Consider the following 12349-nt stretch of genomic DNA (forward strand, 5'->3'; position numbering starts at 1 on the left):
GCCATCATGCCAGAGCGCTGCGGTGCGTCAATTTCGTCCGAAACTGTCCGACGTCCAGCCGCGCCGCGAGCGACGCCGGAGCCCGGCGTACAGCCCCCACAGCGCCAGCAATACGAACCACACCAGGCTCCAGGCCGGCATCGACAGCCCGGCGAATGTCCAGTCGACCAGCCCACAGTCCCCGGAACCACTCATCACCCGTCGGATCAGGTTGGTGGTCGACAAGGTATCGCGGAGAAACTCGTACGGCGGACCACACGCCGGAATGTCCGGCGGGCTGATCTGCAGCCATGTATGCCGACCGGCGATCGTGATTCCGACCCCAGCCACCGCCAGCGCGAGCACAGCCCACACGCGCCGCCACCCGGCCCGGACCGGCGCGAACAGCCCACCCAGCACGAACACGGCCCCGAGGCCGATGAAGGCGAAGCGCTGGAAGATACACAGCGGGCAAGGCTCGAGATGCCACTGCAGCTGCGAAAAGATCGCGAAGCCCACGAGCGCGAAACAGATCGCGCCGCCGAGAAGAAACTGGGCCCGGAACGACCAGGCGAAGGGATTGATGCGCATCGTTGCCCTGTCAGGATGCTCGCCAGGAACCAGTGCCGCTTGACGAACAACCGCGGCAGGCAGTGCTGGAGCACGATAGCAAAAAACCCCGGCGTGGGCCGGGGTTCTTCGTTATCGCGGTACGCGCGGCGCGAGGATCAATCCTCGTTGGCAACCGCATCCTGCGGGCGGTCGACCAGCTCGACGTACGCCATCGGCGCATTGTCGCCGGCACGGAAGCCGCACTTGAGGATGCGCAGGTAGCCGCCCGGGCGGGCCTGGTAACGCGGGCCCAGCTCGACGAACAGCTTGCCGACGGCCTCCTTGTCGCGCAGACGCGCGAAGGCGAGACGACGATTGGCGACACCGTCGACCTTGGCCATGGTGATCAGCGGCTCGGCGACGCGACGCAGTTCCTTGGCCTTGGTCAGCGTGGTCTTGATCAGCTCGTGCTTGAACAGCGACGACGCCATGTTCTTGAACATCGCCTCGCGATGCGCACTGGTGCGGTTGAACTTGCGGCCGGCTTTTCTATGACGCATGGAATGATTCCTTCAGATGAATGTTGGGACTGTGTCGTGCGTTGTCGCCGTCCTGGCGTTGGAACATGGACTGCGGATGGTCCGTACCGGTCTTCCCTGACCGGCGTCCGCGGGCGTCGAGGCCCGTCGGGAGGGTGTTGCGAACAGCGTTGCCACATACAGCAGCGGACCCGGCGAGAAGCGCCGGGTCCGCTTCGAATCAACCCAGCATGCCGTGGGCGGACACGCCAGTCGGCGGCCAGTTCTCGAGCTTCATGCCGAGCGACAGGCCACGCTGCGCGAGCACTTCCTTGATCTCGGTCAGCGACTTCTTGCCCAGGTTCGGCGTCTTGAGCAGCTCGACTTCGGTCTTCTGGATCAGATCGCCGATGTAGTAGATGCTCTCGGCCTTCAGGCAGTTCGCCGAACGCACGGTCAATTCGAGATCGTCGATCGGACGCAGCAGCAGCGGGTCGACCCCGGCGGTCTGCTGCTTCGCCGCACCGCGATCGCGGTTGGTGAAGTCGCCGAACACCGACAGCTGATCGGTGAGGATGTCGGCCGCGGTGCGGACCGCTTCCTCGGCGTCGATCGTGCCGTTGGTTTCGATATCGAGGACCAGCTTGTCCAGGTCGGTCCGCTGCTCGACGCGGGCGGCCTCGACCTCGTACGCGACGCGGCGCACCGGCGAGAACGACGCATCCAGCATCAGACGACCGATGGTGCGGGTCTCTTCGTCCGGACGACGACGGGCAGCGGCCGGCTGGTAACCGAACCCACGCTCGATCTTCAGGCGCATGTTGATCGACGCATCCTTGGTCAGATGGCAGATCACATGCTCGCCGTTGAGGATCTCGACGTTATGGTCGGTCTTGATGTCGGCAGCCGTCACCACGCCCGGGCCGGACTTCGACAGCGCCAGCGTGGCGCTCTCGCCGGTCCCCATACGAATGGCGACATCCTTCAGGTTCAGCAGGACTTCGAGCACGTCCTCCTGCAGGCCCTCGATCGCGCTGTACTCATGCAGCACGCCGTCGATCTCGACCTCGGTAATCGCGAAACCCGGGATGGACGACAGCAGCACGCGGCGCAGGGCATTGCCGAGCGTATGGCCATAGCCACGCTCCAGCGGTTCGATCACGACCTTGGCACGATTGCCGGCGAGACGCTCGATCTGAGGAGCGCGCGGGCGCAGGACCTGGTTGGCAGTAACCGTCATTTGATAGCTTCTCCTGCGGTGCCCGCATCGCGTCGGCGACACGGACGAGGCTCTTGGAGCCCCCTTTCGACGAGGGGGCGGCCGACGCTTGAAGGCGCCGGCCGGGTTGGGGGATTGCATCGCACCGGGCGGCGTAGACGCCGCCGGTGCCAGAGACCGCGCGGGTCCCGCTTGCCGCTTACTTCGAGTAGAGCTCGACGATCAGCGCTTCGTTGATGTCCGACGGCAGGTCGCCACGGGCCGGAACGGCCTTGAACACACCGGCGAACTTGCCGGAGTCCACCTCGACCCAGGACGGCGACAGATCCATCTGCGACGAGACCTCCAGGGCCTCCTTCACGCGCAGCTGCTTCTGGGCCTTCTCGGACAGCGCGATCGCGTCGCCCGCCTTGACCTGGTAGGACGGCAGATTGACCGGCTTGCCGTTGACTGTGACGCCACGGTGCGACACCAACTGGCGGGCGGCCGGACGGGTGACCGCGAAACCCATGCGGTAGACGACGTTGTCCAGGCGGGTTTCCAGCAACTGCAGCAGGTTCTCGCCGGTGTTGCCCTTCTTGGTCGAGGCCTTCTTGTAGTAGTTGCGGAACTGCCGCTCCAGCAGGCCGTAGATGCGCTTGACCTTCTGCTTCTCGCGCAGCTGGGTGGCGTAGTCGGACAGCTTGCCCTTGCGGGTGTTGGTCGCGCCGTGCTGGCCGGGCTTCTGCTCCAGCTTGCACTTGGAATCCAACGCACGCGTCGGGCTCTTGAGCGACAGATCGACGCCTTCGCGGCGCGCGAGCTTACAGGTAGGACCGATATAACGAGCCATTTCTTATCGCTCCTTTAGACGCGACGCTTCTTCGGCGGACGGCACCCGTTGTGCGGGATCGGCGTCACGTCGATGATGTTGGTGATCTTGTAGCCCACGTTGTTCAACGAACGAACAGCGGACTCACGTCCCGGACCCGGGCCCTTGATGCGCACTTCCAGCGACTTCACGCCGTAGTCGAGCGCGGCCTTGCCGGCCTTCTCGGCCGCCACCTGGGCAGCGAACGGGGTCGACTTGCGCGAACCGCGGAAACCCGCGCCACCCGAGGTCGCCCACGAGAGCGCGTTGCCCTGGCGGTCGGTGATGGTCACGATGGTGTTGTTGAAAGAAGCGTGGACGTGGGCGACGCCATCGGTGATGACGCGCTTGATCTTCTTCTTGGTCTTGTTAGCTGCCGGCTTTGCCATATCGATTCCTTACTTCCGGATGGCTTTGCGCGGGCCCTTGCGGGTGCGCGCATTGGTGCGGGTCCGCTGACCACGGAGCGGCAGGCCGCGGCGATGACGCAGGCCGCGATAGCAGCCCAGGTCCATCAGACGCTTGATCGCCATGCCGATCTCGCGGCGCAGGTCGCCCTCCACCACATGCTTGCCGATCTCGGCGCGCAGGCGCTCGACTTCGGGCTCGGACAGGTCGACGATCCGGGTCGTGACATCGACACCGGCTGCTTCGCAGACCTGCTTGGAACGGGTACGGCCGATGCCGTAGATACTCTGGAGCCCAACCCAGACATGCTTTTGGGCAGGCAGATTGACGCCCGCAATACGCGCCATGACGCGATCTCCAACTGGTTAGACGGCCAGGCCCAAGGGGCGCCCGGCGCAGTGAACATGAAATTGTATCAGGGTCTCGGGTTTTCAGGAAGCCCCGGCCCGACAGGCCCGTTGCTCCGGCATGGGGAGTGTGCCCATGCTCCGGCGAAGGTCCGTGGCTGGCCGCGGACGCTCGCGCGTCCCACGGCCGCTCCCGCCACTCCAGCGGGAAACAGGCCCCGGACCACTCGTGCGCGAGACCGCCGCCCGAGTCGCCCATCCGGAACCGGGATGTGTGGATCCCGGTCCAATGCGAGCCGCGCAAAGCGGCCCGCGTTCGATATGTATGCCGCCGCCGTCAGCGGGTGGTCAGACCACCACCGCCGCGACCGCCCTTCAGATTCGACTTCTTCAGCAGGCTCTCGTACTGGTGCGACATCAGGTGCGCCTGCAGCTGCGAGATGAAGTCCATCACCACGACCACCACGATCAGCAGCGACGTGCCGCCGAAGTAGAACGAGGTGTTGAACTCCGCCCGCATGAACTCCGGCAACAGGCAGACGATCACCAGGTACAGCGCGCCGGCAGCGGTGAGCCGGGTCAGCACGCCGTCGACGTAATCCGCCGTCGCCTTGCCCGGCCGAATGCCCGGAATCAGTGCGCCCGACTTCTTGAGGTTGTCCGCGGTTTCCTGGCTGTTGAACACCAGCGCGGTGTAGAAGAACGCGAAGCCGGCGATCAGGCCACCGAAAAGCAGGATATAGAGCGGCTCGCCCGGCGACAGCGCCTGTGCGGCCCGCTGCATCCAGTTGGCCGAACCGGCCTGGCCGAACCAGGTCGAGACCGTGGCCGGGAACATGATGATCGACGACGCGAAGATCGCCGGGATCACGCCGGCCATGTTGAGCTTGAGCGGCAGGAACGAGCTCTGGTTCATGTACGCGTTGCGGCCGCCCTGGCGGCGCGCGTAGTTCACCGTGATCCGACGCTGTCCGCGCTCCACGAACACCACGAAGTAGACGAAGGCCAACACGATCAGTGTGATCAGGATCACCGCGATCGGCGTGATGTCGCCGTTGCGCGCCTGCTCGAACAACCCGATCACCGCACCGGGAATGCCGGCCACGATGCCCGCGAAGATGATCAGTGACACGCCGTTGCCGATACCGCGCTCGGTGACCTGCTCACCCAGCCAGACCAGGAACATGGTGCCGGCGGTCAGCGCGACGATCGCGGTGAGCACGAAGCCCATGCCAGGCGCGTAGACGACCTGGATGCCGTTGCTCGCCCCCGATGCCTGCAGCGCCATCGCGATGCCGGCCGACTGGAACAGCGCCAGCGGGATCGCGCCGATGCGCGACCACTGGGTGATCCGGCGACGGCCCGATTCGCCTTCTTTCTGGATCGCCTTCAGGCTCGGCACGATCTGCACCATGAGCTGCATGACGATCGAGGCCGAGATGTAGGGGATCACGTTCAGCGCGAACAGGCTGAAACGCTCCAGGGCACCACCGGAGAACATGTTGAACATGTCCACGATGGTGCCCTGCTGCTGCTCCATCAGGCGCAGCATGGCGTCCGGGTTCACACCCGGCACGGGGATGTAACAGCCGATGCGATAGACCAGCAGCGCCCCGAGGACGAACAGCAGGCGCTGTCGGAGCTCGGTGAACTTGCCGAGACCCGCACCCACACCACCCATTGCGCTACCGCTCCGCGCCATCGACGCTTACTCCTCGACCTTGCCGCCGGCTGCTTCGATCGCCTCACGGGCACCGGCGGTCGCCAGCAGGCCCTTCAGCACGAGCTTCTTCGAAATATCGCCCTTCTTGACGACCTTGGCGCGCTTGGCCTTGGCCGGCACCAGCTTCGCGGCGCGCAGCGCGGCGAAATCGATCTCGCCGTCCAGCTTGTCGAGCTGATACAGGAACACTTCGGCGGTGTCGTTCTTCAGGTGCGAGCGGAAACCGACCTTCGGAAGACGCTTGCGCAGCGGCATCTGGCCGCCTTCGAAGCCGGCCTTGATCTTGCCCTTGCCCGAACGCGCGAACGAGCCCTTGTGGCCGCGACCGGCGGTCTTGCCCAGGCCGGAGCCGATACCGCGACCGACGCGGACGCGCTCGGCACGGGCGCCCTCTGCGGGCTTGAGAGTATTGAGACGCATGATGATTACTCCTCGACCCGAACCAGATAGTGGACCTTGTTGATCAGGCCACGTACCTGCGGGCTGTCCTTCAGTTCGCGGACGTCATTGAGCTTGTTCAGACCCAGCGCCTTCACAGACAGCCGGTGGCGTGCCTGGGTTCCGCGCAGACCCTTGACGAGGCGCACCTTGACGGTGCCGCCGGCGCTCTCTTGCTTAGCCATGAGCGATCTCCTCGACCTTCTTGCCGCGCTTGGCCGCGATCTTGGCCGGCGACTGCATCGACGCCAGACCCTTGACCGTCGCGCGCACCAGGTTGATCGGATTGCGCGAGCCGACCGCCTTGGCCAGCACGTCCTTGACGCCCACAGCCTCGAGCACCGCGCGCATCGCGCCACCGGCGATCACGCCGGTACCTTCGGACGCCGGCTGCATGAACACGCGCGCCGCGCCGTGACCGGCCTTGACGGTGTGGAACAGCGTGCCGCCGTCGAGGTCGACGTTGCTCATGTTCTTGCGGGCGTACTCCATCGACTTCTGGATGGCGACCGGCACTTCGCGCGCCTTGCCGTAGCCGAAGCCGACGCGGCCGTTGCCGTCACCCACCACCGTCAGCGCGGTGAAGGTGAACTGGCGGCCACCCTTGACGGTCTTGCTGACACGGTTGACCGTGATCAGCTTTTCGATCATGCCGTCGTCGATTTCCTCGCGGTCGCGATTACGGTCGCGGCCCCGCGATTCACGTTCGTTTGCCATGTTCCGGATCTCTGTTTGAAAGGATGTACGGCTCGTGGCCGCTTGGTGTTGTGGCTATCGCTGTGGACCGTCGGACCGCGCAGAAGGCGGAGGACGTCCGGCGCATACCGGCGCCGGCCGTATATACCGGATCGACGGACAGGTCGCCCCATCCGCCTGCCGGATCAGAACTGCAGACCGCCCTCGCGAGCGGCATCGGCCAGCGCCTTGACGCGGCCGTGGTAACGGTAGCCCGAGCGGTCGAACGCGATGCGCTCGACGCCGGCGGCCTTGGCCTTCTCGGCGATCGCGCGACCGACCTTGGCGGCGGCCTCGGCGTTCTTGCCGCTGCTCAGCCCTTCGCGCACGTCGGCCTGGGTGGTGTTGGCCGCGGCCAGCACCTTCGAGCCGTCGGCGCTGAACAGCTGCGCGTACAGGTGCTGACCGGTGCGTAGCACCGACAGGCGGGGGACACCGAGTTCGCGAATCCGGGCACGGGTGGCCTTGGCGCGACGCAGGCGGGCGTTCTTCTTGTCCATGGTTCTGTTCTCTCAGGAAAGCGGATCGACGTGGAGCGTGCTTCGGGCGCCCGGCACTGGGCCGGGCGCTCCGCGAAGCCGCCTTAAGCCTTCTTGGCTTCCTTGCGGATGATGGTCTCGTCGGAATACTTCACGCCCTTGCCCTTGTAGGGCTCCGGCGGACGGAACGCGCGGATCTTGGCGGCGGCCTGGCCCACGGCCTGCTTGTCCGCGCCGCTGACCAGCACTTCGGTCTGCGTCGGCGTGGCGAGCGACACACCCTCGGGCGCCTGGAAGACGACGGGGTGCGAGAAACCCAGCGACAGGCTGAGGTCCTTGCCCTGCATGGCGGCACGATAGCCGACGCCCACCAGCTCGAGCTTGCGCTCGAAGCCCTGCGAGACGCCCTGCACCATGTTCGCCAGGATGGCGCGCAGGGTGCCGGTGATGGCGATCTGTGACGGGTCGGCCGGTGACAGCGTGGCGACGCCGTCCTCGAGCTTGATTTCGACGCCGGCCGGCTTAGCGGCGCTCAGGGTGCCCTTGGGGCCCTTGACGCTGACGGAATCGGCCTGAATGTTGAGTTCGACACCCTTCGGGAGGGCGATCGGCTTCTTGGCGACGCGAGACATGGGGCGCTCTCCCTTAAGCCACGAAGCACAGGACTTCACCGCCGACGCCCTGCTGGCGCGCCTGCGAGTCGGTCATGATGCCCTTGGAGGTGGAAACGATGGCGATGCCCAGGCCGTTGAGGACCTTCGGCAGATCGTCCTTGCCGCGGTACTGACGCAGACCCGAACGCGAGAAGCGCTGCAGGCGGTCGATCACCGGCCGACCGGCGTAGTACTTCAGCTCGACTTCGAGCTCGGCCTTCGCGCCGTTCTCGGTGACGCGGAAATCGACGATGTAGCCTTCGTCCTTCAGGACCTTGGCGATCGCCGTCTTGATCTTCGACGACGGCATCTTCACCGTCGGCTTGCCGACCGCGGCCGCATTCTTGATGCGGACCAGCATGTCGGCGATGGGATCAGTCATGCTCATGAATAAGTACCTTTGAGTAGCACCGATATCCGCTTTCGCGAATTCTTGGGATTGTTGGCGGCCCGACGCCGAAGCGTCGTAGGCCGGCACACCCCGCCCGGGGGCGGAGAGCCGGCCATTCTACAGCAAAGAACCCGGCGTGTGCCGGGCACCCTGCTTTCGATACGCGCAGCGCCCGGACACCCGGGCGCCGGACGCCTTACCAGCTGGCTTTGCGCAGACCCGGCACGTCGCCGCGCATGGTGGCTTCGCGCAGCTTGTTGCGGCCCAGGCCGAACTTGCTGTAGACGGCGCGCGGACGGCCGGTCAGGGCGCAACGGGTGGTCTGACGCGCCGGCGACGAGTCGCGCGGCAGCTTCTGCAGACGGGTCACCGCGTCCATCTTCTCTTCGTAGCTCGCCGACTCGCTGGCGATGATCTTCTTCAGCTCGTCGCGCTTGGCGGCGTGCTTCTTCACCAGCTTGGCCCGCTTGATCTCGCGGTTGACCATGGAGGTCTTGGCCATTGTCTGTGTCCTCGGATCGATTAGCGGAACGGGAAGCGGAAGGCCTCGAGCAGGGCCTTGGCCTCCGCGTCGGTCTTCGCCGTGGTGGTGATGGCGATATCCATGCCGCGGATCGCGTCGACCTGGTCGAAATCGATCTCCGGGAAGATGATCTGCTCCTTCACGCCCATGTTGTAGTTGCCGCGACCGTCGAACGAACGGGCCGACACGCCACGGAAGTCGCGCACGCGCGGCAGCGAGACGTTGACCAGGCGATCGAGGAACTCGTACATGTGATTGCGGCGCAGGGTGGTCTTGCAGCCGATCGGCCAGCCGTCGCGGATCTTGAACGACGCCACCGAGACGCGAGACTTGGTGACCAGCGCCTTCTGGCCACTGATCTTCGCCATGTCGGCGGTCGCGTTCTCGAGCACCTTCTTGTTCGCGGCGGCCTCGCCCACGCCCATGTTGAGCGTGATCTTGACCAGCTTCGGCACCTGCATGATGTTGGTGTAGCCGAACTGCTTCATCAGCTTCGGCACCACCTCATCCTTGTAGAACTTTTCCAGACGGGTCGTCATTTCTGCATTCCTCAGGCGTCGACCGCCTCACCGCTGGAGCGGAACACGCGAATGCGGCGTCCATCCTCCAGCACCTTGGTTCCGATGCGCTCGCCCTTGCCCGAGGCAGGGTTGAACGGCATCACGTTGGACGCGTCGATCGGCGCTTCGCGCTCGATCACCCCGCCGGGCTGGTTGGCCTGCGGGTTGGGCTTGGTGTGACGCTTGACGATGTTGATGTTCGACACGACGACCTTGTCGCCGATGACGCGCACCACGTCGCCCTTCTTGCCCTTGTCCTTGCCGGCGATCACGATGACCTGGTCGCCCTTCTTGATACGGTTATTCGCCATTGTCTTGTCCTCCGCTCACAGCACTTCGGGTGCGAGCGAGACGATCTTCATGAACTTCTCGGAACGCAGCTCGCGCGTCACCGGCCCGAAGATACGGGTGCCGATCGGCTCGTGCTTGTTGTTGAGCAGCACGGCGGCGTTGCCGTCGAAGCGGATCAGCGATCCGTCCGGGCGACGCACACCCTTGCGGGTGCGAACGACGACGGCGTTGTACACCTCGCCCTTCTTCACCTTGCCGCGCGGGATGGCGTCCTTGATCGACACCTTGATGATGTCGCCGATCGCGGCGTAACGGCGCTTGGAACCGCCGAGCACCTTGATGCACATCACTTCCTTGGCGCCGGAGTTGTCGGCCACATCGAGGTGGCTTTGCATCTGGATCATGGTCAGCGCTCCTCGTTATTCCGCCGCACGCGTGACGATTTCGACCACGCGCCAGTTCTTGGTCTTGGACATCGGCGCGATCTCGACCACGCGGACGGTGTCGCCCTCGTTGCACGTGTTCTCGGCGTCGTGGGCGTGCAGCTTGGTCGAGCGACGGATGTACTTGCCGTACAGCGCGTGCTTGACCTGACGCTCGACCAGGACGGTCACGGTCTTGTCCATCTTGTTGCTGACGACGCGGCCTTCGACCGTGCGCAGCTTCTTCTCGGTGTTGTCGGTCATCTCGGCCGTCCTCACTTCTTCGCGCCAGCGTCGAGCTGGCCGATCACGGTATGCACGCGGGCGATGTCCCGACGCACGCGGCGCGCGTCATGGGTCTTGGTCAGCTGACCGGTCGCCTTCTGCATCCGCAGGGAGAACTGCTCCTTGTGCAGTTCGACGAGATGGGCCTGGAGATCTGTGGCCGACTTCTCGCGGAGTTCCTTGATCGTAGCCATCAGCGCACCGTCCGGGTCACGAATTGAGTGGTGACCGAAAGCTTGGCGGCGGCCAGGCGGAACGCCTCGCGCGCGGTCGCCTCGTCGATGCCCTCGATCTCGAAGATCATGCGGCCGGGCTGGATCTGGGCGACCCAGTACTCCACGTTGCCCTTGCCCGAGCCCATTCGGACTTCGATCGGCTTCTTGGTGATCGGCTTGTCCGGATAGACGCGGATCCACATCTTGCCGCCGCGCTTGACGTGACGGCTGATGGTGCGGCGGCCGGCTTCGATCTGACGTGCGGTCAGCTGGCCGGTCGCGGTCGCCTTCAGGCCGAACTCGCCGAAGCTGACCGCATTGCCGTTCCACGACAGGCCGTCATTGCGGCCCTTGTGCATCTTGCGGTATTTGGTTCGCTTGGGTTGCAACATGACTTAGTCCCTCGCCTCGCGATCACGACGCGGGCCACGGCGGTCGCGGTCACCGCGATCGCCACGCTCGCGCGGCGTGTCGTCCTGCTTCTCCTGGCCCACCTGGCTGAAATCGAAGATTTCGCCCTTGTAGATCCAGACCTTGATACCGATCACGCCGTAGGTCGTGTGGGCTTCGGCGAAGCCGTAGTCGACGTCGGCGCGCAGCGTGTGCAGCGGCACGCGGCCTTCGCGGTACCACTCCGAACGCGCGATCTCCGCACCGTTCAGACGGCCACCGACGTTGACCTTGATACCCAGCGCGCCCAGGCGCATCGCGTTGCCGACGGCGCGCTTCATCGCGCGGCGGAACATGATGCGGCGCTCGAGCTGCTGCGCGATCGACTCGGCCACCAGCTGCGCGTCGAGTTCCGGCTTGCGGACCTCGGTCACGTTGATGTGCGCCGGGACGCCCATCATCTGGCTGACTTCCTTGCGCAGCTTCTCGATGTCCTCGCCGCGCTTGCCGATCACCACGCCCGGACGGGCGGTGTGGATCGTCACGCGCGCGGTCTTGGCCGGACGCTCGATCAGGATCTTGCTGATACCGGCCTGCGCGAGCTTCTTGCGCAGCATTTCGCGGACCTTGAGGTCGGCAGCCAGGTACTCGCCGTATTCCTTCTTGCCGGCGTACCACTTGGAATTCCAGTCCTTGGAGATGCCCAGGCGGATACCGGTGGGATGAACTTTGTGACCCATATTACTTGCCCTCTCCCACGACGACGGTGATGTGGCTGGTCCGCTTCAGGATGCGGGTGCCGCGGCCCTTCGCACGCGCCATGAAGCGCTTCAGCGACGGACCCTCGTCGACCATGATGGTGGTGACCTTCAGCTCGTCGACGTCGGCGCCCTGGTTGTTCTCGGCATTGGCGATCGCCGACTCAACCACCTTCTTGATCAGGTGGGCGGCCTTCTTGTCCGAGAACTTCAGCAGGTTGACCGCGCGCTCGGCGGGCATGCCGCGCACCTGGTCGGCGACCAGGCGAGCTTTCTGCGGGGAGATGCGGGCGGTACGCAGGACCGCCTTGGCGCCATTCTGAGTAGTCATGGTCATCTCCTTAACGCGACTTCTTGTCGCCGCCGTGACCCTTGAAGGTCCGGGTCAGGGCGAACTCGCCGAGCTTGTGGCCAACCATGTTCTCGTTGACGAGCACCGGGATATGGTTCTTGCCGTTATGCACGGCGATGGTGAAGCCCACCATCTCCGGCAGGATCATCGAACGACGCGACCAGGTCTTGATCGGCTTCTTGGTGTTGGTGCCCGCGGCTTCCACCTTCTTGACGAGATGGTGGTCGACGAAAGGACCTTTCTTGAGTGAACGTGCCATGG

At 65.0% G+C, this 12349-nt stretch carries 23 protein-coding genes; all 23 read right to left on the reverse strand.

Features of this window, described 5'->3' with window-relative positions:
* Positions 1-27: 27 nt before the first annotated feature.
* Entirely contained in the window at positions 28-564 is a 537-nt protein-coding gene (locus RG19_RS11355) for a disulfide bond formation protein B (RefSeq protein WP_058836573.1), read from the reverse strand.
* A 143-nt stretch (positions 565-707) separates the two neighbouring features.
* Entirely contained in the window at positions 708-1091 is a 384-nt protein-coding gene (gene rplQ / locus RG19_RS11360; protein ID WP_058835361.1) for a 50S ribosomal protein L17, read from the reverse strand.
* A 199-nt stretch (positions 1092-1290) separates the two neighbouring features.
* On the reverse strand, positions 1291-2289 hold the full coding sequence (locus tag RG19_RS11365) for a DNA-directed RNA polymerase subunit alpha (RefSeq protein ID WP_058835362.1): 999 nt from the start codon (positions 2287-2289) through the stop codon (positions 1291-1293).
* A 178-nt stretch (positions 2290-2467) separates the two neighbouring features.
* Complete coding sequence (gene rpsD / locus RG19_RS11370) at positions 2468-3100, reverse strand: 30S ribosomal protein S4 (protein ID WP_058835363.1); 633 nt, start codon at positions 3098-3100, stop codon at positions 2468-2470.
* Between the two features lie 14 nt (positions 3101-3114).
* Positions 3115-3507 carry a 30S ribosomal protein S11 gene (gene rpsK / locus RG19_RS11375; protein WP_058835364.1) on the reverse strand — a complete coding sequence of 131 codons (393 nt, stop codon included), beginning with the start codon at positions 3505-3507 and terminating at the stop codon, positions 3115-3117.
* A 9-nt stretch (positions 3508-3516) separates the two neighbouring features.
* Positions 3517-3873, reverse strand: a complete 357-nt coding sequence (rpsM, locus tag RG19_RS11380; protein ID WP_058835365.1) for a 30S ribosomal protein S13 — start codon at positions 3871-3873, stop codon at positions 3517-3519.
* 337 nt (positions 3874-4210) lie between these two features.
* Positions 4211-5575, reverse strand: a complete 1365-nt coding sequence (secY, locus tag RG19_RS11385) for a preprotein translocase subunit SecY (RefSeq protein WP_058835366.1) — start codon at positions 5573-5575, stop codon at positions 4211-4213.
* A gap of 6 nt (positions 5576-5581) precedes the next feature.
* A complete protein-coding gene (gene rplO, locus RG19_RS11390) occupies positions 5582-6022 on the reverse strand; it encodes a 50S ribosomal protein L15 (RefSeq protein WP_082672627.1) in 441 nt (146 codons plus the stop codon).
* Positions 6022-6219 carry a 50S ribosomal protein L30 gene (rpmD, locus tag RG19_RS11395; RefSeq protein ID WP_058835368.1) on the reverse strand — a complete coding sequence of 66 codons (198 nt, stop codon included), beginning with the start codon at positions 6217-6219 and terminating at the stop codon, positions 6022-6024. Before rpmD ends, rplO begins: the two co-directional genes overlap by 1 nt.
* Positions 6212-6751, reverse strand: a complete 540-nt coding sequence (gene rpsE, locus RG19_RS11400; RefSeq protein WP_082672628.1) for a 30S ribosomal protein S5 — start codon at positions 6749-6751, stop codon at positions 6212-6214. Before rpsE ends, rpmD begins: the two co-directional genes overlap by 8 nt.
* A 164-nt stretch (positions 6752-6915) precedes the next feature.
* A complete protein-coding gene (gene rplR / locus RG19_RS11405; RefSeq protein WP_058835369.1) occupies positions 6916-7269 on the reverse strand; it encodes a 50S ribosomal protein L18 in 354 nt (117 codons plus the stop codon).
* An 83-nt stretch (positions 7270-7352) separates the two neighbouring features.
* Positions 7353-7880 carry a 50S ribosomal protein L6 gene (rplF, locus tag RG19_RS11410; protein ID WP_058835370.1) on the reverse strand — a complete coding sequence of 176 codons (528 nt, stop codon included), beginning with the start codon at positions 7878-7880 and terminating at the stop codon, positions 7353-7355.
* Between the two features lie 13 nt (positions 7881-7893).
* Positions 7894-8289: a 30S ribosomal protein S8 gene (gene rpsH / locus RG19_RS11415; protein ID WP_058835371.1), complete on the reverse strand. Its 396-nt coding sequence runs from the start codon at positions 8287-8289 to the stop codon at positions 7894-7896.
* Positions 8290-8488: 199 nt separating this feature from the next.
* A complete protein-coding gene (gene rpsN, locus RG19_RS11420; protein ID WP_058835372.1) occupies positions 8489-8794 on the reverse strand; it encodes a 30S ribosomal protein S14 in 306 nt (101 codons plus the stop codon).
* A gap of 20 nt (positions 8795-8814) precedes the next feature.
* Positions 8815-9354 carry a 50S ribosomal protein L5 gene (gene rplE, locus RG19_RS11425; protein WP_058835373.1) on the reverse strand — a complete coding sequence of 180 codons (540 nt, stop codon included), beginning with the start codon at positions 9352-9354 and terminating at the stop codon, positions 8815-8817.
* 11 nt (positions 9355-9365) lie between these two features.
* The gene (gene rplX / locus RG19_RS11430) at positions 9366-9686 is read right to left on the reverse strand and encodes a 50S ribosomal protein L24 (protein ID WP_058835374.1); all 321 of its coding nucleotides are present in this window, start codon (positions 9684-9686) and stop codon (positions 9366-9368) included.
* A 15-nt stretch (positions 9687-9701) separates the two neighbouring features.
* Complete coding sequence (gene rplN / locus RG19_RS11435) at positions 9702-10070, reverse strand: 50S ribosomal protein L14 (RefSeq protein ID WP_058835375.1); 369 nt, start codon at positions 10068-10070, stop codon at positions 9702-9704.
* A gap of 15 nt (positions 10071-10085) precedes the next feature.
* Entirely contained in the window at positions 10086-10352 is a 267-nt protein-coding gene (gene rpsQ / locus RG19_RS11440; protein WP_058836575.1) for a 30S ribosomal protein S17, read from the reverse strand.
* Between the two features lie 11 nt (positions 10353-10363).
* On the reverse strand, positions 10364-10567 hold the full coding sequence (gene rpmC, locus RG19_RS11445) for a 50S ribosomal protein L29 (protein WP_058835376.1): 204 nt from the start codon (positions 10565-10567) through the stop codon (positions 10364-10366).
* On the reverse strand, positions 10567-10980 hold the full coding sequence (gene rplP, locus RG19_RS11450) for a 50S ribosomal protein L16 (protein WP_058835377.1): 414 nt from the start codon (positions 10978-10980) through the stop codon (positions 10567-10569). The genes rpmC and rplP overlap by 1 nt, the downstream gene beginning before the upstream one ends.
* A gap of 3 nt (positions 10981-10983) precedes the next feature.
* Entirely contained in the window at positions 10984-11718 is a 735-nt protein-coding gene (gene rpsC, locus RG19_RS11455; protein WP_058835378.1) for a 30S ribosomal protein S3, read from the reverse strand.
* A gap of 1 nt (position 11719) precedes the next feature.
* Positions 11720-12067 (reverse strand): 50S ribosomal protein L22, encoded by a 348-nt coding sequence (gene rplV, locus RG19_RS11460; RefSeq protein ID WP_157515248.1) that lies wholly within the window; start codon positions 12065-12067, stop codon positions 11720-11722.
* A 10-nt stretch (positions 12068-12077) separates the two neighbouring features.
* Positions 12078-12347, reverse strand: a complete 270-nt coding sequence (gene rpsS, locus RG19_RS11465) for a 30S ribosomal protein S19 (protein WP_058835380.1) — start codon at positions 12345-12347, stop codon at positions 12078-12080.
* Positions 12348-12349 lie beyond the last annotated feature (2 nt).

It is taken from the genome of Luteimonas abyssi, from assembly GCF_001482195.1.
Lineage (GTDB): Bacteria > Pseudomonadota > Gammaproteobacteria > Xanthomonadales > Xanthomonadaceae > Luteimonas > Luteimonas abyssi.

What these genes read in the sequence shown, in the direction of transcription:
- RG19_RS11365 (WP_058835362.1), bottom strand. Translation starts at nt 2,289, where the DNA reads ATGACGGTTACTGCCAACCAGGTCCTGCGCCCGCGCGCTCCTCAGATC.
- rplP (WP_058835377.1), bottom strand. Translation starts at nt 10,980, where the DNA reads ATGTTGCAACCCAAGCGAACCAAATACCGCAAGATGCACAAGGGCCGC.
- rpsE (WP_082672628.1), bottom strand. Translation starts at nt 6,751, where the DNA reads ATGGCAAACGAACGTGAATCGCGGGGCCGCGACCGTAATCGCGACCGC.
- rpsM (WP_058835365.1), bottom strand. Translation starts at nt 3,873, where the DNA reads ATGGCGCGTATTGCGGGCGTCAATCTGCCTGCCCAAAAGCATGTCTGG.
- rpsN (WP_058835372.1), bottom strand. Translation starts at nt 8,794, where the DNA reads ATGGCCAAGACCTCCATGGTCAACCGCGAGATCAAGCGGGCCAAGCTG.
- rpsK (WP_058835364.1), bottom strand. Translation starts at nt 3,507, where the DNA reads ATGGCAAAGCCGGCAGCTAACAAGACCAAGAAGAAGATCAAGCGCGTC.
- rpsD (WP_058835363.1), bottom strand. Translation starts at nt 3,100, where the DNA reads ATGGCTCGTTATATCGGTCCTACCTGTAAGCTCGCGCGCCGCGAAGGC.
- rplE (WP_058835373.1), bottom strand. Translation starts at nt 9,354, where the DNA reads ATGACGACCCGTCTGGAAAAGTTCTACAAGGATGAGGTGGTGCCGAAG.
- rplF (WP_058835370.1), bottom strand. Translation starts at nt 7,880, where the DNA reads ATGTCTCGCGTCGCCAAGAAGCCGATCGCCCTCCCGAAGGGTGTCGAA.
- rpmC (WP_058835376.1), bottom strand. Translation starts at nt 10,567, where the DNA reads ATGGCTACGATCAAGGAACTCCGCGAGAAGTCGGCCACAGATCTCCAG.
- rpsQ (WP_058836575.1), bottom strand. Translation starts at nt 10,352, where the DNA reads ATGACCGACAACACCGAGAAGAAGCTGCGCACGGTCGAAGGCCGCGTC.
- rplQ (WP_058835361.1), bottom strand. Translation starts at nt 1,091, where the DNA reads ATGCGTCATAGAAAAGCCGGCCGCAAGTTCAACCGCACCAGTGCGCAT.
- secY (WP_058835366.1), bottom strand. Translation starts at nt 5,575, where the DNA reads ATGGCGCGGAGCGGTAGCGCAATGGGTGGTGTGGGTGCGGGTCTCGGC.
- rpsS (WP_058835380.1), bottom strand. Translation starts at nt 12,347, where the DNA reads ATGGCACGTTCACTCAAGAAAGGTCCTTTCGTCGACCACCATCTCGTC.
- rpsH (WP_058835371.1), bottom strand. Translation starts at nt 8,289, where the DNA reads ATGAGCATGACTGATCCCATCGCCGACATGCTGGTCCGCATCAAGAAT.
- rplN (WP_058835375.1), bottom strand. Translation starts at nt 10,070, where the DNA reads ATGATCCAGATGCAAAGCCACCTCGATGTGGCCGACAACTCCGGCGCC.
- rplX (WP_058835374.1), bottom strand. Translation starts at nt 9,686, where the DNA reads ATGGCGAATAACCGTATCAAGAAGGGCGACCAGGTCATCGTGATCGCC.
- rpsC (WP_058835378.1), bottom strand. Translation starts at nt 11,718, where the DNA reads ATGGGTCACAAAGTTCATCCCACCGGTATCCGCCTGGGCATCTCCAAG.
- rplR (WP_058835369.1), bottom strand. Translation starts at nt 7,269, where the DNA reads ATGGACAAGAAGAACGCCCGCCTGCGTCGCGCCAAGGCCACCCGTGCC.
- rplV (WP_157515248.1), bottom strand. Translation starts at nt 12,067, where the DNA reads ATGACTACTCAGAATGGCGCCAAGGCGGTCCTGCGTACCGCCCGCATC.
- rpmD (WP_058835368.1), bottom strand. Translation starts at nt 6,219, where the DNA reads ATGGCTAAGCAAGAGAGCGCCGGCGGCACCGTCAAGGTGCGCCTCGTC.